Source organism: Streptomyces sp. NPDC088157, from assembly GCF_044741545.1.
Taxonomy (GTDB): Bacteria; Actinomycetota; Actinomycetes; order Streptomycetales; family Streptomycetaceae; genus Streptomyces.
Genome location: NZ_JBIUSU010000012.1, coordinates 8,201 through 24,324 on the forward strand (window position 1 = coordinate 8,201; position 16,124 = coordinate 24,324).

A 16,124-nucleotide genomic window follows, 5' to 3' on the forward strand; every position below is an offset into this window, starting at 1 on the left:
TGTTCAACCTGACGGACCAGGTGCGCGAGCAGATTCAGCACACGCTCTACAAGCTGTTGGTGCAGCGGCGGTCGGTGTTCTTCTGACCGGGTGGCTGGGGGTTGGGTTCGGTGGGCTGCCGGACGGAGTCCGGCCCAGCCGGGCGAAGCCCGCGTAGCGGTGCGAGGTCGGCGGTGTGGATGGGTCCCGATGCTGATGTTCAACCTGACGGACCAGGTGCGCGAGCAGATTCAGCACACGCTCTACAAGCTGTTGGTGCAGCGGCGGTCGGTGTTCTTCTGACCGGGTGGCTTCGGGTGTGACAGTGGGGGCGCTCCTCTCGAGAGGGGCGCCCCCACAGTCGTGCGGGTCGGGTCTACTCCGCGTCCTCGCTGTCGATGCCCAGGCCTGGGAGCAGGCCCGGGAGGAGGGGTGGGAGGGTGACGTCCGGCTGGGTGCTGGGGACGATGCTGGTCGGGGCGGTGCCGCCGGTTTCCTTCGGGGGGTCGAGGAGGCCGCCGGTGTTGCCGCCGAGCAGGCCGTCGTCGCCGTTGCCGGAGGTGGACGACTTGCTCGGGTTGCCGGCGGTGTTGCTGCCGGTGCCGTCGCTCGGGGCGTGGCCGGTGCCGTTGCCGGGAGCGGCTGGGTGGCCGGTGTCCGTGCTGCCGGTGGATGCCGAGCCTGAGCCCTGACGGGTGCCACTGCCGCCCTGGGCGGGGGGCCGCGGGAGCAGGGACTGCAGCGGGGCGACCTCTTCGTCTATGGCTTCGAAGACCGAGGAGACCTGCTGACTGACGTCCCCGAGCTGGACCGGCAGGCGGTCGCGCAGGGCGCCCCAGACCTCGCGGTGCGAGCGGGAGAACGCGTCGAGGGCCTGGATGGGGCCCAGGGAGTTCGGGTCGCGTTCGTACGCCTCGTGGAGGAGGCGGTGGCCTTCCGACGCGTCGTGCTGCATGCCGTTCAGGGCGCGTCGGATCTCGCCGAGGGACTCGTGGTCGAGGTCGCCGCTGCGGCCCCGCTCCATGAGCCGACGGGCCTCGCTGAGCCGGGTGGAGGCCTGGTCGAGATAGGTCCGGCCGCGCTCGTCGTCGCCGTCGGACAGATAGTTGAGCTTGAAGTCCTCGATGCCGCGCTTCAGCCCGTAGAGCCCGTCGCCCGGGAGGGCGTCGGAACTCGCGGCGGCGACCCCGCCGAAGGCGCCCGCCGCGACGCCGACGCTGAGGCCGCCCGCGGTGAGGCCCTTGGCAAGGCGGGAACGCGGTCGGAGCTTCCCCAGCGGACTGGCCCGATGAGTACCCCTGGCCCGGTGGGAGCGTTGCTCCGGCACCGAAGGGTCCGCCGTTTCGCCTCCCGCGGTGCCCGCCTGCAGCATGGCCTCCATAGCGGCGACCAACTGGGCCCGCTGGACGACCTTGACCTCGGGATCGAACTCCGGTTTGGGCAGCTCGGCGAGACTCGTGGCGAGGGCCAGTAGGTGGCCCTGCCCGGTCTGGTCCGCAGCGGCCGGCGCCGGCGGTGATCCTTCGGTCTGCTCGGCCGCCGTGCCCTGGGAGGAACAGTCGGACTGCTCCTCCAGGGCCTGGGCGAAGGCGCTCGCCCGCCGGTGCGCCGATACGTTCGCGATCACTGGCGGCACCTCCTCTCGTCATGACGGTCGACTCCCCTGGGGTCCTGACGGTTGCACGCCCTGGACCGGGACCACACGATCGAGTGATCGGGGGCGGCCAGGACGTGACCACAGGGAGCCTGTATCCGGCACAACGACTGGCGCGGCACTTGGGTTACGGACTGCGGATGATCGGATCGGGAAGGCAACGGACTTTCGCTGAAGGTGAGTTGGCGTCACGGGGTGTGTGGCGTCGGTCGCGGGTGGGGGACGGGTTCAGCGAGCGTCTTCCGGCAGGAGGCGGGCGAGGGTGCGGACGGCCCGGTACTGAAGGGTCTTGATGGCGCCCTCGTTCTTGCCCATCACGCGTGCCGTCTCGGCGACGGAGAGCCCCTGGAGGAAGCGGAGCGTCACGCACTCCTGCTGTTGGGGGTTGAGCCGGCGCACGGCGTCCAGCAGCGCGGCGTTGGAGAGGGACTCCAGGACGGAGTCCTCGGGTGAGCGCTCGACCTCGTTGGCGTCGAGCATCTCGCCGGTCGTCACCTCGAGCCGGAAACGGCTCGACTTGAAGTGGTCGGCGACGAGGTTGCGGGCGATGGTGACCAGCCAGGCGCCGAAGTCGCGGCCCTGCCAGGTGAACGTCCCGATGCGGCGCAGGGCGCGCAGGAACGTCTCGCTGGTGAGGTCCTCGGCGGTCGCCTTGCTGCCGACCCGGTAGTAGATGTAGCGGTAGACCGTGTCGCTGTACTGGTCGTACAGGCGCCCGAAAGCGTCGGCCTCACCGGCCTGGGCGCGCTCGACGAGGTCCATCATCCGGGCGCTGTCACTGTCGGCGGCCGGCCGACGGGCGGTGGCCGCGCCGGCCGAGCGTCCTCGTCTGCCCACCGCGGCGCTGCCCTCGGCCAGTGCGTAGCACGGGCCGAGCGGAGCGGCGGTGGCGAAGGCGGGGACGGCGTACGCGGTGGGGACGACGCCGCGCAAGAGGTCATGGACCGTAGCGACCGTTGCGCGCAGCGTAGCCAGGCCCGAGGTGTCAACCCCGACGTGTGGGTACACGGGACTCCCAGAGGCAGAGCTTGCATCACGTGCAGTACGGAACCATTCACCCGTCGTAGCGACGGAAGGGGTACCGGATTGCGTTTGAGGAGAATAACGCTTCGTGCAGGCCCTGCTACACCGAGTTGCTCAAATCATCGATTACGTCGCTTCTGTGGCCTATTGACGCTCGATCAAGTTGCCTGGAGTGAACGATTGCTGACCGAAACGGTTCGAGTTTCGGGTCGGTCCAGGGCGTGTTGTGGCTGTGCGCGGACAACAGGACTGGATGGGGGGTTACGGGGGTACGACCGTTGGATTGGCCGGGTCCGGCGACCGGTGTGAGGTGTTGTCCGCGAACGCGACGGAGCGGCCGGGCTGTGTCGCCCCGGCCGCTCCGTCGTGTTGCCGAGCCGTCTTCAGCGCCGCCGTCGGTGCAGCGCGATGGCCGCCGCCGTGCCGCCGGCCACCGCGCCCACGCCCGCCGCGGCCGGGATGCCGACCTTCGCCGCCTTGCGGCCCGTGCGGTAGTCGCGCAGCCGCCAGTCGAGGCTGTGCGCGTGCCTGCGGAGCTTGGCGTCGGGGTTGATGGCGTAGGGGTGGCCGACGAGGGAGAGCATCGGGATGTCGTTGTGGGAGTCGCTGTAGGCGGCGCAGCGGGAGAGGTCCAGGTCCTCCGCAGCCGCCAGCGCGCGCACCGCCTCCGCCTTGGCGGGGCCGTGCAGCGGCTCGCCCACCAGCCTGCCCGTGTAGACGCCGTCGACGGACTCCGCGACCGTGCCCAGCGCGCCGGTGAGGCCGAGGCGGCGGGCGATCACCTGGGCGATCTCCACCGGGGCCGCGGTGACCAGCCACACCTTCTGGCCCGCGTCCAGGTGCGCCTGGGCGAGGGCGCGGGTGCCCGGCCAGATGCGCTCGGCCATGTACTCGTCGTAGATCTCCTCGCCGATCGACATCAGCTCGGAGACGCGGTGGCCCTGCACGATGGAGAGGGCCGAGTCGCGGGCCTCCTGCATGTGTTCGGGGTCCTCGACGCCGGCCAGCCGGAACCACGCCTGCTGCCAGGCGAAGCGGACCAGGTCGCGGGTCTCGAAGAACTTGCGTTTGTGCAGGCCGCGGCCGAAGTGGAAGAGCGCGGCGCCCTGCATCACGGTGTTGTCGAGATCGAAGAAGGCGGCGGCCATCGCATCGCCGTGCACCGGGAACTGCGGTTCCCGGTCGGGTGTGTCCAGGGGTGCCAGGGTCTCCTGGGAGTCCAGGGCCTCCTGGCTGGACTTGCGGGCTGCCTCCGCCGAGGCCTCGCCTGCCAACACGCTCCGCGCCGTGGCGGAGCGCCTACGGGGGGTGAGCCATCCTAGAGCGGCCATGGCGTGAGCATAGCCATTCTGTTCGGTGGTTCCGGAGCCGTGAGGTTCGAAGGGTGTGAACTCTCCGCGACCGCGCCGTAAAAGAAGCGCGAGAATGGCGGTATGACTCCCCTCTTTGGACGTAAGGCCGCATCGAGCGAGCGGTCGGTCACTCTCATCCGCAAGTCCGGTTGTCATCTGTGCGACGACGCCGAGCGTGTGATCGAGCGGGTCTGCGGGGAACTCGGCGTGCCCTGGGAGCAGAAGGACATCGGCGACGACCGGGACCTGTACGACCAGTACTGGGAGCAGATCCCGGTCGTGCTGGTCGACGGCAGGCAGCACACCTTCTGGAGGGTGGACGAGGGTCGCCTGCGCAAAGAGCTGGCCGGCTAGTACCGGCCGGGAAGCGACCGAGAAGTACAAGGTTGTACTGAACGTCGCTTAGGATCGATGGCGGTTTTGTCTCGGGGGCGGGATTCACGAGGAGAGTGGCGGTTTTGCCCCCTGGAATGATGTGCGTGACCCCGGTCACGTTGGCCGGGCAAATCGGACACCATCTTTGTGCACGCGTTCACAAAGACATAGCCTGCTGTCGACGGGGCGGTCTGGGTACGTGTGACCGCCTACAGCCCCGCTCTACCCGCAGGAGCACCGTGGCAACTGGCCGAACTCACCGACCGGCGACCCGTAGCCGAGGGATTCCCGAGGCCACCGTCGCCCGCCTTCCGCTCTACCTCCGCGCGCTGACCGGACTGTCGGAGCGCTCGGTGCCCACGGTCTCCTCCGAGGAGCTCGCGGCCGCCGCGGGGGTCAACTCCGCGAAGCTGCGCAAGGACTTCTCCTACCTGGGTTCCTACGGAACGCGAGGGGTCGGCTACGACGTCGAGTATCTCGTCTACCAGATCTCCCGTGAGCTCGGGCTCACCCAGGACTGGCCCGTCGTGATCGTCGGCATCGGTAACCTCGGCGCGGCCCTGGCCAACTACGGCGGGTTCGCCTCGCGCGGCTTCCGGGTCGCGGCGCTCATCGACGCCGATCCCACCATGGCCGGGAAGCAGGTCGCCGGGATCTCCGTCCAGCACAGCGACGGCCTGGAGAAGATCATCTCCGACAACGGCGTCTCCATCGGCGTCATCACCACGCCGCCCGGCGTCGCCCAGCAGGTGTGCGACCGGCTCGTGGCCGCCGGAGTCACGTCCATCCTGAACTTCGCGCCGACCGTGCTCACCGTTCCGGACGGCGTCGACGTGCGCAAGGTCGACCTCTCCATCGAGCTCCAGATCCTCGCCTTCCACGAGCAGCGCAAGGCCGGCGAGGAGGCCGCGGCGAACGAGAACGCCGTCCCGGCCCCCGTCGGCCGCGCCGACTCCACCGACCAGGGACCCGACGGGGACGTACCCGCCGTGATGCCGGCATGAGTCTCCTCGTCGTCGGGCTGAGCCACCGCAGCGCCCCCGTCAGCGTGCTGGAGCGGGCCTCGCTGTCCACGGACGCCCAGTTCAAGCTGCTCCAGGACACGGTCGCCGCCGAACCGGCCGCCGAGGCCGCCGTCCTCGCCACCTGCAACCGGATCGAGCTGTACGCCGACGTGGACAAGTTCCACGCGGGCGTCGCCGAGCTGTCCACGCTGCTCGCCCAGCACAGCGGGGTCGGGCTCGAGGAGCTCACCCCTTATCTCTACGTGCACTACGAGGACCGCGCCGTCCACCACTTCTTCTCGGTGGCCTGCGGCCTCGACTCCATGGTCGTCGGCGAGGGGCAGATCCTCGGACAGATCAAGGACGCGCTGGCCCGGGCGCAGGAGCTGCACACCGCCGGACGGCTGCTGAACGATCTGTTCCAGCAGGCCCTGCGGGTCGGCAAGCGCGCCCACTCCGAGACCGGCATCGACCGGGCCGGGCAGTCCCTGGTCACCTTCGGCCTGGAGCAGCTGGCCGCGGGCGCTGACGTGACCGAGTGGGCCCGGGGCAAGAAGGCGCTGGTCATCGGGGCCGGTTCGATGTCCTCGCTGGCCGCCGCCACCCTCGCGCGCGCCGGGGTCGCCGAGGTCGTCGTCGCCAACCGCACCCCTGACCGGGCCGAGCGGCTCGTACAGATACTGACCGAGGCCGACGGCGCGGACGTGTCGGCCCGCGCGGTACCGATGGAGTCGGTGCCGGCCGAGCTGACACGTGTTGACGTCGCCGTCTCCTGTACCGGGGCGACCGGCCTGGTCCTGACGGCGGAAGCGGTCGCGACGGCGGTCGAGGACCGCACCGGAGCACCCGTCGCCTTCGACGAGCAGACCGCGCCGACGGACGTACGGCCGCTGCCGCCCACCTCCGTGGGCACCGACGAGAACTGCCCCCTCGACCTGGCCGCCGTACAGCAGTCCGCCGTGCAGCAGTCCGGGTTCTCCGTACTGGGGGAGGCCGCCGTCGCCGGGATGGACGCGGCGACGCTGGAGCAGCACGCCGCCTGGGTCGACAACGCCGGCGTGGACCGCCGGCCGACCGCCCGCCGCAGCCCCGAGACCGACGCCGAGCTGATCACCGCGCTCGCCGCGCTCGCCGCCACCGTCGGCCGCATCCCCGAGCGCCGACGGCCCGAGCCGGTCGCCGCGCTCGTCCGGCCGGAGCCGGTCCTCTTCCTGCTCGACCTGGCGATGCCGCGGGACGTCGACGCGGCCGCGCACCGACTCGCCGGGGTACGGCTGGTGGACATCGAGTCGCTGGCCGAGGCATCGGCCGACGCGCCGATGGCCGCCGACGTCGACCAGGTGCGGCGGATCGTCGCCGACGAGGTCGCCGCGTTCGGCGCCGCGCAGCGGGCCGCGCACATCACGCCGACCGTGGTCGCCCTGCGCACCATGGCCGCCGACGTCGTGGCCACCGAGATCGCCCGGCTCGACGGGCGGCTGCCCGGCCTGGACGACAAGCACCGCGCCGAGATCACCCAGACCGTGAAGCGGGTCGTCGACAAGCTGCTGCACGCCCCGACCGTACGGGTCAAGCAGCTCGCGGCCGAGCCCGGCGGCGCCGGGTACGCGGACGCGCTGCGGACCCTGTTCGACCTCGACCCGGAGGCGGTGGCCGCCGTGTCCCGGGCCGAGGAAAGCACCGAGAAGAACGCAGAGAACCGAGGGCCGGCATGAGCGGCATGAGTACGAAGGCACTGAGACTGGGGACGAGGCGAAGCAGACTCGCCATGGCCCAGTCCGGGCAGGTCGCGGACGCCGTGAGCCGGGTGACCGGACGGCCCGTGGAACTCGTCGAGATCACCACCTACGGCGATGTCTCCCGCGAGCACCTCGCGCAGATCGGCGGCACGGGAGTCTTCGTGACCGCGCTGCGCGACGCGCTGGCCAAGGGCGAGGTCGACTTCGCGGTTCACTCGCTCAAGGACCTGCCGACCACGCAGCCCGAGGACCTGGTCCTGGCCGCCATACCGGTGCGCGAGGACCCCCGCGACGTGATCGTCGCCCGGGACGCGCTGAAGTTCACCGACCTGCCGCGCGGGGCGCGCATCGGTACGGGTTCGCCGCGCCGCATGGCGCAGCTGAACGCGTACGCGCGCAGCCACGGGCTGGACATACACACGGTGCCGATCCGCGGGAACGTCGACACGCGGATCGGGTACGTGCACGACGGCGAGCTGGACGCGGTGGTGCTGGCGGCGGCCGGCCTCAGCCGGATCGGCCGCATCGACGAGGTCACCGACTTCCTGTCGATAGACACGGTTCTGCCCGCTCCCGGCCAGGGAGCACTGGCGATCGAGTGCCGGGCGGGGAACACCGCCCAGGACACTGAGCTGATCGCGGCGCTCGGTGAGCTCGACGACCCGTTCACGCGGGTCGCCGTGACCGCCGAAAGGTCACTGCTCGCCGCCCTGGAGGCCGGCTGCTCCGCCCCTGTGGGCGCGCTGGCCGACCTTCTGGCCGACGGGCAGATTGTCAAGGAAATGCGCCTGCGCGGCGTCGTCGGCACCACCGACGGCACACGCATGGTGCAGCTGTCCACCACCGGTCCCGTGCCCGAGACGCACGACGGGGCAATGGCGCTCGGTCGCGGACTCGCCGCCGAGATGCTTGCCCAGGGCGCGGCCGGTCTGATGGGGGAGCGAGCACAGTGAGCCCCACCACCCTTCCAGCCGCTGGTCCTGAACACGGGCACGTCACCTTCCTGGGTGCCGGACCCGGGGATCCGGGACTACTGACTCTGCGCGCCGTGGAGGCGCTGGCGCACGCGGACGTCCTCGTCGCCGAGCACGAAGTGCTCGACGTCGTACGGGCGCACGCGAGGCCGGGCGTCACCGTCGTGAACACGGAAGCGGGTCCCTCGTCGGACCCTCTTGCGGGCACGGGCGCGCCCCTACCGACGCTCGTTGACGGCACGTCAACACCCGTTGAGGTACCCGCTGTGCGCGATGCCGCACATCTTGTCATGGAGGCCGCGCGGGGCGGCAGGCGGGTCGTCCGTGCGGTGACCGGGGACCCGGGACTCGATACGTACGCGGCGGCGGAAATGCTCGCGTGCGCGGCGGCCGGCGTTCCCTTCGAGGTCGTACCCGGTGTCGCGGCCGCCGTCGGCGTGCCCGCGTACGCCGGTGTGCCGCTGCGGGACGCGCAGGGCGCGGACGTACGGTTCGTCGACGCGCGCACGGCTTCGGACCGTTGCTGGACCGAGGTCGGGGCGTCCGACGGCACGGTCGTCGTGTCGACGACCCTCGACTCCGTGGCCTCGGCCGCGGGCGAACTGGTGTCGGCGGGGCGCAAGCCCGATACGCCGATGACGGTCACGGTGGCCGGTACGACGACGCGGCAGCGGACGTGGACGGCGACCCTCGGCACGATCGCGCAGACGCTGAAGCAGGCGAAGGTGCTGCCCTCCCCGGAGGGCGGCCGGCCGGTCATAGCCGTGGTCGGTGAGCGTTCCGCACCCGCCCAGCGCGACCAGCTGTCGTGGTTCGAGTCCAAGCCGCTGTTCGGCTGGAAGGTGCTCGTACCGCGTACGAAGGAACAGGCGGTGTCGCTCTCCGACCGACTGCGGTCGTACGGGGCCGTGCCGCACGAGGTGCCGACGATCGCCGTCGAGCCGCCGCGCACGCCCCAGCAGATGGAGCGGGCGGTCAAGGGCCTGGTGACGGGCCGCTACGAGTGGATCGCCTTCACCTCGGTGAACGCCGTCAAGGCGGTGCGCGAGAAGTTCGAGGAGTACGGGCTCGACGCGCGTGCCTTCGCGGGCATCAAGGTCGCCGCGGTGGGCGAGCAGACGGCGAAGGCGCTGATCGCCTTCGGTGTGAAGCCGGATCTCGTACCGAGCGGCGAGCAGTCGGCCGCCGGGCTGCTGGAGGACTGGCCGCCCTACGACCCCGTCTTCGACCCGATCGACCGGGTGTTCCTGCCGCGCGCCGACATCGCCACCGAGACCCTGGTCGCCGGGCTCATCGAGCTGGGCTGGGAGGTCGACGACGTCACGGCCTACCGGACCGTGCGGGCCTCGCCGCCGCCGGCGGAGACCCGGGAGGCGATCAAGGGCGGTGGCTTCGACGCGGTGCTGTTCACGTCGTCGTCCACCGTGCGGAACCTGGTGGGCATCGCGGGCAAGCCGCACAACGTGACCGTCATCGCGTGCATCGGCCCAGCCACGGCCAAGACGGCCGAGGAGCACGGGCTGCGGGTGGACGTCATGGCACCCGAGCCGTCCGCGCTCAAGCTGGCCGAGGCACTGGCCGACTTCGGACTGCGCCGACGGGCGGCGGCACGCGAGGCCGGGGACCCGGTCAGCCGGCCGAGCGAGCGGCGTCCGGGGGCGCGGCGGCGACGGGCGACCTGAGACCGCGGGACGCGGACCGACCGTGCGCATGAGGCCCCGTACCCGTCGAACCGGGTCCGGGGCCGCGCGTGTGCGTCCCCGCGGGCTATCGCGGTGTCACCGTGTGCCCGTAGCGCAGCAGGTTGTGCGGGTCGTACGTCGACTTCGTGCGGCGTAGGCGGTCGTGGATCTCCGGCGTCCAGGCGCGGGCGCGGTCGGCGTCGTCGCCCGGGGTGCCGTGGAGGTTGACCATCGTGCGGCCCGTGCCGTGCGGGGCCATCGCTGTGTACAGGGCTGCCGTGGCCGCCTCCACCGCGGCGGCGGCCTCCGGGCCCGTGAGGACGCCGACCGACTCCAGCAGGTACGCGGCGTCGCGGGCGCAGACCGCGTCCTCGACGGGGGCCGGTTCGGCCAACCTGCCGCCCATGTGACGCAGTTCGACCATGAGGAGCGGGTAGTCCGCGCCGGCGTCCGGGCCGGCCTGCTCCAGCAGCGTGTCCACGGCCCCGGGGGTCAGCTCGCGCAGCAGGGCGCAGGACTCGCGGGCGGGAATGGGGTCCTGCGGGTCCTGGTAGATCTCGTCGACCTTGCGGTAGTCCAGGTCGGCCACCGTGTCGAACTCGACCGGCGCGGCCGCGCGCAGCGGCGCCAGCAGCGGGTCCGCCTCGGCCGGGTCGCCGGTCCAGGCGACGGCGACGCGGGCGAGGAAGCGGCCGCGCATCGGTTCGGGGATGTTCGGCAGCGGGGGCAGCCGCAGCAGCGTGAAGCCGGTGCACATCTCGGGTGGCACGGTGGGAGCCCAGTCCGCGTAGGCGCGCAGCAGGGGCTCGGTGTGTTCCCCGGCGCAGTAGATGCCACCGCCGACGACGCGGCTCAGCGGCACCAAGCCGGTGACCAGGGAGGTCACCACGCCCACGTTCCCCTTGCCGCCGCGCAGCGCCCAGAACAGGTCGGGCTCGTGTGCGGCGTCCGTCTCGTGCAGGGTGCCGTCCGGGGTGACGACCTGGAAGGAGCGGACCAGGTCGGAGGCGAAGCCGTAGGTCCGGCCGAGCAGCGGCAGCCCGCCGCCCAGGATGTAGCCGACCACTCCGGCATCGGTGGCGGAACCGTTGAGCGCGGCCAGGCCGTGCGGGACCGAGGCCTCCAGCAGCAGTCGCCACTTCACACCGGCGCCGACGGTCGCGGTGCGCGCCTCGACGTCGATCGTCACGTCGGTCATCCGGGCGGTGTTGATCAACAGCCCGCCGTCCACGGGGAAGTTCGCGCCGTGTCCGGTGGCCTGGACGGCGACCGGGGTGCCGGTGGCGGCGGCCCAGCGCATCGAGGTCACGACGTCGTCGTCGCCGGTCGCGCCCACGACGACGTCGGGCGCGTGCCGGGCCGCCAGGTTGAACGCGGCAACCTCGGCGTCGTAGCCCCCGTCCCCCGGGCGCAGCACCGGGCCGTGCACGTCGGACAGCGCGAACAGGTCGGGGGTGTGGTGATGGTGCGTGGCGGTCATCGCGGCCTCCTTGAGCGCAGGAGTGGCCGTCCCGGGTCCTCCTTTTCAGGATGGACCCCGAGCGTTCGGGGTGCATGCGGGCGGGGGTGGCGCTCGCCCTCCGGGCCGACGGGACGTCGGCAAAGGCAGGGGCGGGGCGGGCGTAGCGTAGGGCGTATGACGAAGTACGGATCCTTTCCCGGTTCGCGTCCCCGGCGGCTGCGTACCACCCCCGTCATGCGGCGCATGGTCGCCGAGACGCGGCTGCACCCGGCCGACTTCATCCTTCCCGCGTTCGTGCGGGAGGGCGTGAGCGAGCCGGTGCCGATCCAGGCCATGCCCGGCGTCGTGCAGCACACGCGCGACAGTCTGAAGAAGGCCGCGCTGGAGGCCGTGCAGGCCGGGATCTCCGGGATCATGCTCTTCGGCGTGCCGGAGGAGTCGAAGAAGGACGCGCTCGGGACGCCGGGCACCGACCCCGACGGAATCCTCCAGGTCGCCATCCGGGACGTGCGGGCCGAGGTCGGGGACGACCTGCTGGTCATGTCCGACCTGTGCCTGGACGAGACGATCGATCACGGGCACTGCGGGGTTCTGGACGACGAAGGGCGCGTCGACAACGACGCCACCCTGGAGCGGTACGCCGAGATGGCGCAGGTCCAGGCCGATGCCGGTGCCCATGTCGTCGGGCCCAGCGGGATGATGGACGGGCAGATCGGGGTCATCCGCGACGCCCTCGACCAGATCGGGCGGGAGGACGTCGCGATCCTCGCCTACACCGCCAAGTACTCGTCCGCGTTCTACGGGCCCTTCCGGGAGGCGGTCGGGTCCTCGCTGAAGGGCGACCGCAAGACCTATCAGCAGGATCCGGCGAACCTCCGTGAGTCGCTGCGCGAGCTGGCGCTGGACCTGGAGGAGGGCGCTGACATGGTCATGGTGAAGCCGGCCGGCCCCTACCTGGACATCCTGGCCCGGGTCGCCGACACCGTCGACGTGCCGGTCGCCGCCTACCAGATCTCGGGCGAGTACTCGATGGTCGAGGCAGCCGCCGAGAAGGGCTGGGTCGACCGGGACCGGGCGATCTTCGAGACGCTGACCGGCATCAAGCGGGCCGGGGCGCGGAACATCCTCACCTACTGGGCCACCGAAGCGGCCCAGAAGCTGCGGTAGTTCAGCCGCGGTAGGCCGGCCGAGGCAGCCCAGCCTCTTTCACCAGGACAGCGCGTCGTCCATGTCCCGCTGCCAGTACGTCACCGCCAGCGAGCTGTCGTAGTAGACGCCCTTGGCGGGCAGGGGCGGCGTCGCGGAGGCGCCGCCGTCGCTGTTCGGGGTGTAACCCTGGAAGGCGACCGTCAGCTTCCTGGCCGTCAGGCCGCCGTCCCCGCTGCCGTCGGCGGCGGACAGCAGGACGCCCGCGTAGCCGGACTCGCCGGGCGCCAGGGTCGTCACGGCCTGCGGCTGTGTCTCCTTGGCGCCCTGCGGCACCCACTGCATCTCGTCGAAGCGCAGGACCGGGTAGTAGGTCAGGTCGCACGTCCTGCTGCCGGTGTTGGTCACCGTGAGCAGCATGTGGTTGAGCGGGCGGGTCACCGGCTGCGCGGTGACCTTCGTGTTCGAGCCGTTGCACAGGACGCGGGCCGCGGTGCCGCCGTTCCCGCCGCCGGTGCTCGTGCTCTTGCCGGTGCCCCCGCCGGTCGAGCCCGCTGTGTCCTTCGCCGGGTCCGCGGAGGTACCGGCGGGCTTCGAGTCCGAACCCGACGTCGAACCCGACGTCGAACCCGACGCCGAACCGGACGTCGAACCGGACGTGGTGCCGGGCTTCGTCGGCTGTGCGGAGGCCGACGACGACGCCGGGTGCGACGCGCCCTCGTCCTTGACGCCCGTCCCGTTCTCGCATGCCGTGAGCGCGAGGGTGGTCAGGGCGGTGAGGGCGAGCAGGTGGCGGGTGCGGCGGATGCGCATGGTGAAGTCCTCTTCCGGAATGGCGGGTTGAAGCGACGTGCTTGGATGGCCAAAGCTTGTGGGGGCATCCGTCCCGGCCGCCACGACCGGCGGACGATCAGGGACGCTGGAATGCCCGCAATAGTTCTGACCTGGGGAAACGGACCGTCCCTGGAACACGGGGATGGGACATGGGGAGTTGAGGAACGTGTCTGCGACCGAGTTCGCGGAGCTGCTGCGGGAGTTGAAGGAGCGGTCCGGGCTCAGCTACGGAGTGCTCGCGAAACGGCTCCACATGAGTACGTCGACGCTGCACCGCTACTGCAACGGGGACGCCGTCCCCACGGACTACGCGCCCGTGGAGCGGCTGGCCCGGCTCTGCAAGGCGTCGCCTCAGGAGCTCGTCGAGCTGCACAGGCGGTGGGTGCTGGCGGACGCGGTGCGGGGGAGGAAGGCCGGTGCGGCGGGGGCGGGCGCGGGAGACGGCGCCGTCGGCGAGGCCGCTGACGCCGTCGCCGGCAGGGCCGTTGCGGAGGCGGTGGTCGAGGACTCGGCGGTCGTTGACGAAGCGGTTGCCACGGACGCGGCCGCCGCGGGAGCGGACGGTACGGGGGGTGACGGGAGCCGTCGTATCCGTCGCTCCTTGGTGCTTGCCGGTGTCGGTGTCGTGGCCGCCCTCGGGTCAGCGGCCCTGGCCCTCGCGCTGACCCTGCCGGCCGGCGGGTCCGGCGAGGGTGACGGCGCTCGGGCCGCGGGAGCCGGGGCGTCCGTGCAGGGCCGGGGAGCGGGGGGCACGGCCTCGCCGTCCGCGTCCGCGTCCGCGTCCGTGTCCGCGTCCCCGTCCGCTTCCGTCACGACTTCGGCCTCGGGGCAGGCCTCACCGTCGGCCTCCGCCGCCGCTTCCTCCTCGGCGCCGGGCGCGGACTCGCGGGCCGACGACCTCGTCCCACTGACGGTCGGCACCCGTCCGTACGCCTGGATCAGCCCCTGCAGCCAGCACTACCTGATCGAGCGGGGGCCGGCCCAGGTCGTGCCGCCGCCCGTCGAGGAGGAGGCGCCCGCGTGGGTCGCGCGGCACGGGGCCGTGTCGGCGGGGGAGCAGTATCTGGAGCTCACCGTGCAGGGGACCGGTGAGGAGACCGTGGTGGTACAGAGCCTGACGGTCCGGACCGTATCCAAGGCCACGCCGCTCGCCTGGAACGACTACGCCATGGGTTACCCGGGCGTCGGCTGCGGCGGCGGGGTGCCGACGCGCGCCTTCTCCGTCGCCCTCGACGCGGCGCGGCCCGCGCTGGTGCCCGAGGCGGGACACAGGGACTTCCCGTTCACGGTGAGCGAGTCCGACCCGGAGGTCTACTACGTCACGGCCGACGCCTCCGCGTACGACGTGCGCTGGTATCTGGAGCTGGCCTGGTCCAGCGGTTCGCGGCACGGCACGCTGAGGATCGACGACGAGGGCAGGCCGTTCCGCACGAGCGGCGAGAACGGGCGTCCCGACTACGAGTTCCCGCTCGGCGGCTCCGCGTGGGGGCGGGCGGGAGCCTCTCCGGATTCGTAGGCGCCGACCCCCGTCAGGGCCGCCGCCGTCAGGGCCGCCGCCGTCAGGGTGCCGGGCCTTGTCAGGGCGCCGGCCCCCTTCAGGGTGCTGGAGCTCGACGGACCCTCGTCGCGCAGGCCCTCGCCGTCCTGGCACGCGGTGAGGGCGAGCGCCGCGGCGGCGGTCAGCGCGGCGGCGAGCAGACGGACGCGGGGGCGGGTGGGGGGAGTGGGGCGTGTGGGCATGGGGCAAGCCTGAGTCGTACGGCCCGCGACCCTCCACATCCGCGGCTCAAGTCGGGACGTTCGTTCGGTCCCACAGCGTCCGACCTGCGGGAACAGTGCCCTGATGGGACGGGATGTGGGACGCCCGACTGCCTGAGGAGAGCCCTTTGTCCGCACAGTCCGAGCACCCCGCACAGTCCGAGCACCCCGCCCCGGCCGCAGGGCCCGCGCAGTCCACGCAGCCCGCGGAGCCCTCGGGGATCGACACGGGCAGAGCGCATCCCGCCCGTGTCTACGACGTGTTCCTCGGTGGCCGGGACAACTATCCGGTGGACCGTGCCGCCGCGGCCGCCGCCCTCGCCGCCAATCCGCGCGGCTACCTCGACGTACGGCACAACCGCGACTTCATGCGGCGGGCCGTGACGAGACTGGCCGCCGTCGACGGGATACGCCAGTTCCTCGACCTCGGCACCGGGCTGCCCACCGGGGAGAACGTGCACCAGATCGCGCAGAGGATCGTCCCCGAGGCGCGGGTGGTGTACGTCGACCACGACCCGGTGGTGCTCGCGCACGCGCGCGACCTGCTGACCAGTGGCCCCGAGGGCCGGACGGACTACCTCGACGCCGATCTGCTGAAGCCGGGCCGGATCCTCGAACAGGCCGCCAGGACCCTCGACTTCGCCGAGCCGATCGCTCTGTGCCTGGTGGCGGTCCTGCATTTCGTCGAGGACGAGGAGGCGTACCCGGTGCTGCGGGAACTGGTGGAGGCGTTGCCCTCCGGGAGCAGGCTCGTCCTCACCCACCTCACCGACGAGCTGCATCCCGAACCGACCCGTGCCGTCCGGCGGACGTACACGGAACGCGGGTTCACCTTCGTCTTCCGGTCGAGGACGGAGGTGGAGCGGTTGTTCGGCGACACCCCGGGGCTCGTGCTGGACGCGCCCGGTGTCGTGCCCGTGCACCGGTGGAACCCTGGACCGGCGCCCGCCCCGCCCGCCGTCGCGCCGGACGTCTTCGCCGCGCTCGACGACATCGGGAAGATCCGCCACCGCGACATCAACGACGTGACGGACGACGACATCAACGTGTACGGGGCGACGGGGACGAAGGTGTGAACGCGGCGCCGCTGTCCACATGGCAGAAACCCGTGTGTAGGCGGCATGTATCTCCCTAGGGTGCGG

Annotated in this window: 14 protein-coding genes and 2 pseudogenes; 10 read left to right on the forward strand and 6 right to left on the reverse strand. The window is 71.8% G+C overall.

All coding sequences use genetic code 11. The features are described 5' to 3' along the window. Both ACIPFH_RS37290 and ACIPFH_RS37295 read left to right on the forward strand, forming a co-directional pair. Positions 1–86, forward strand: a pseudogene (locus ACIPFH_RS37290) (glycerol acyltransferase); the annotation flags it as partial. Between the two features lie 100 nt (positions 87–186). After that, positions 187–282 (forward strand): annotated as a pseudogene (locus ACIPFH_RS37295) (glycerol acyltransferase); the annotation flags it as partial. 73 nt (positions 283–355) lie between these two features. On the opposite strand, the gene ACIPFH_RS37300 reads toward ACIPFH_RS37295, so the two are convergent. The 3 genes from ACIPFH_RS37300 to ACIPFH_RS37310 form a co-directional block, all read right to left on the reverse strand. Then, the gene (locus ACIPFH_RS37300) at positions 356–1,606 is read right to left on the reverse strand and encodes a DUF5667 domain-containing protein (RefSeq protein ID WP_401833634.1); all 1,251 of its coding nucleotides are present in this window, start codon (positions 1,604–1,606) and stop codon (positions 356–358) included. Between the two features lie 255 nt (positions 1,607–1,861). Next, entirely contained in the window at positions 1,862–2,641 is a 780-nt protein-coding gene (locus tag ACIPFH_RS37305) for an ECF subfamily RNA polymerase sigma factor, BldN family (protein ID WP_401833636.1), read from the reverse strand. A gap of 398 nt (positions 2,642–3,039) precedes the next feature. Further along, positions 3,040–3,987 (reverse strand): HAD-IB family hydrolase, encoded by a 948-nt coding sequence (locus tag ACIPFH_RS37310; RefSeq protein ID WP_356248318.1) that lies wholly within the window; start codon positions 3,985–3,987, stop codon positions 3,040–3,042. A 102-nt stretch (positions 3,988–4,089) separates the two neighbouring features. Between ACIPFH_RS37310 and ACIPFH_RS37315 the strand changes: the two genes are divergently transcribed. The 5 genes from ACIPFH_RS37315 (at position 4,090) to ACIPFH_RS37335 (ending at position 9,782) form a co-directional block, all read left to right on the forward strand. Beyond that, complete coding sequence (locus ACIPFH_RS37315; RefSeq protein WP_401833638.1) at positions 4,090–4,362, forward strand: glutaredoxin family protein; 273 nt, start codon at positions 4,090–4,092, stop codon at positions 4,360–4,362. A 260-nt stretch (positions 4,363–4,622) separates the two neighbouring features. After that, positions 4,623–5,387: a redox-sensing transcriptional repressor Rex gene (locus tag ACIPFH_RS37320; RefSeq protein WP_401833641.1), complete on the forward strand. Its 765-nt coding sequence runs from the start codon at positions 4,623–4,625 to the stop codon at positions 5,385–5,387. Further along, positions 5,384–7,102 (forward strand): glutamyl-tRNA reductase, encoded by a 1,719-nt coding sequence (locus ACIPFH_RS37325; RefSeq protein WP_401833643.1) that lies wholly within the window; start codon positions 5,384–5,386, stop codon positions 7,100–7,102. The genes ACIPFH_RS37320 and ACIPFH_RS37325 overlap by 4 nt, the downstream gene beginning before the upstream one ends. Positions 7,103–7,107: 5 nt before the next feature. Further along, positions 7,108–8,079 (forward strand): hydroxymethylbilane synthase, encoded by a 972-nt coding sequence (hemC, locus tag ACIPFH_RS37330; RefSeq protein ID WP_356248326.1) that lies wholly within the window; start codon positions 7,108–7,110, stop codon positions 8,077–8,079. Next, positions 8,076–9,782, forward strand: a complete 1,707-nt coding sequence (locus ACIPFH_RS37335) for a uroporphyrinogen-III synthase (protein ID WP_401833646.1) — start codon at positions 8,076–8,078, stop codon at positions 9,780–9,782. Before hemC ends, ACIPFH_RS37335 begins: the two co-directional genes overlap by 4 nt. An 85-nt stretch (positions 9,783–9,867) precedes the next feature. Here the strand turns inward: ACIPFH_RS37335 and ACIPFH_RS37340 are convergent, their stop codons facing one another. Continuing rightward, entirely contained in the window at positions 9,868–11,262 is a 1,395-nt protein-coding gene (locus ACIPFH_RS37340) for an FAD-binding oxidoreductase (RefSeq protein ID WP_401833648.1), read from the reverse strand. Between the two features lie 156 nt (positions 11,263–11,418). On the opposite strand from ACIPFH_RS37340, the gene hemB reads away from it, so the two are divergent. After that, the gene (gene hemB, locus ACIPFH_RS37345; RefSeq protein WP_401833650.1) at positions 11,419–12,411 is read left to right on the forward strand and encodes a porphobilinogen synthase; all 993 of its coding nucleotides are present in this window, start codon (positions 11,419–11,421) and stop codon (positions 12,409–12,411) included. Between the two features lie 39 nt (positions 12,412–12,450). On the opposite strand, the gene ACIPFH_RS37350 is transcribed toward hemB, so the two are convergent. Further along, positions 12,451–13,203: a DUF4232 domain-containing protein gene (locus ACIPFH_RS37350; protein WP_401833652.1), complete on the reverse strand. Its 753-nt coding sequence runs from the start codon at positions 13,201–13,203 to the stop codon at positions 12,451–12,453. Between the two features lie 187 nt (positions 13,204–13,390). Between ACIPFH_RS37350 and ACIPFH_RS37355 the strand changes: the two genes are divergently transcribed. Continuing rightward, complete coding sequence (locus tag ACIPFH_RS37355) at positions 13,391–14,740, forward strand: helix-turn-helix domain-containing protein (RefSeq protein ID WP_401833655.1); 1,350 nt, start codon at positions 13,391–13,393, stop codon at positions 14,738–14,740. Here the strand turns inward: ACIPFH_RS37355 and ACIPFH_RS37360 are convergent. Further along, positions 14,680–14,964 (reverse strand): hypothetical protein, encoded by a 285-nt coding sequence (locus ACIPFH_RS37360; RefSeq protein WP_401833657.1) that lies wholly within the window; start codon positions 14,962–14,964, stop codon positions 14,680–14,682. The genes ACIPFH_RS37355 and ACIPFH_RS37360 overlap by 61 nt on opposite strands. Before the next feature lie 146 nt (positions 14,965–15,110). Between ACIPFH_RS37360 and ACIPFH_RS37365 the strand changes: the two genes are divergently transcribed. After that, positions 15,111–16,058, forward strand: a complete 948-nt coding sequence (locus ACIPFH_RS37365; RefSeq protein WP_401833660.1) for an SAM-dependent methyltransferase — start codon at positions 15,111–15,113, stop codon at positions 16,056–16,058. The last annotated feature ends 66 nt before the right edge of the window (positions 16,059–16,124 follow it).

Coding starts and splice junctions, on each gene's coding strand:
- ACIPFH_RS37310 (WP_356248318.1), bottom strand. CDS start 3,987: ATGGCCGCTCTAGGATGGCTCACCCCCCGTAGGCGCTCCGCCACGGCG.
- ACIPFH_RS37315 (WP_401833638.1), top strand. CDS start 4,090: ATGACTCCCCTCTTTGGACGTAAGGCCGCATCGAGCGAGCGGTCGGTC.
- ACIPFH_RS37325 (WP_401833643.1), top strand. CDS start 5,384: ATGAGTCTCCTCGTCGTCGGGCTGAGCCACCGCAGCGCCCCCGTCAGC.
- hemC (WP_356248326.1), top strand. CDS start 7,108: ATGAGTACGAAGGCACTGAGACTGGGGACGAGGCGAAGCAGACTCGCC.
- ACIPFH_RS37340 (WP_401833648.1), bottom strand. CDS start 11,262: ATGACCGCCACGCACCATCACCACACCCCCGACCTGTTCGCGCTGTCC.
- hemB (WP_401833650.1), top strand. CDS start 11,419: ATGACGAAGTACGGATCCTTTCCCGGTTCGCGTCCCCGGCGGCTGCGT.
- ACIPFH_RS37350 (WP_401833652.1), bottom strand. CDS start 13,203: ATGCGCATCCGCCGCACCCGCCACCTGCTCGCCCTCACCGCCCTGACC.
- ACIPFH_RS37360 (WP_401833657.1), bottom strand. CDS start 14,964: ATGCCCACACGCCCCACTCCCCCCACCCGCCCCCGCGTCCGTCTGCTC.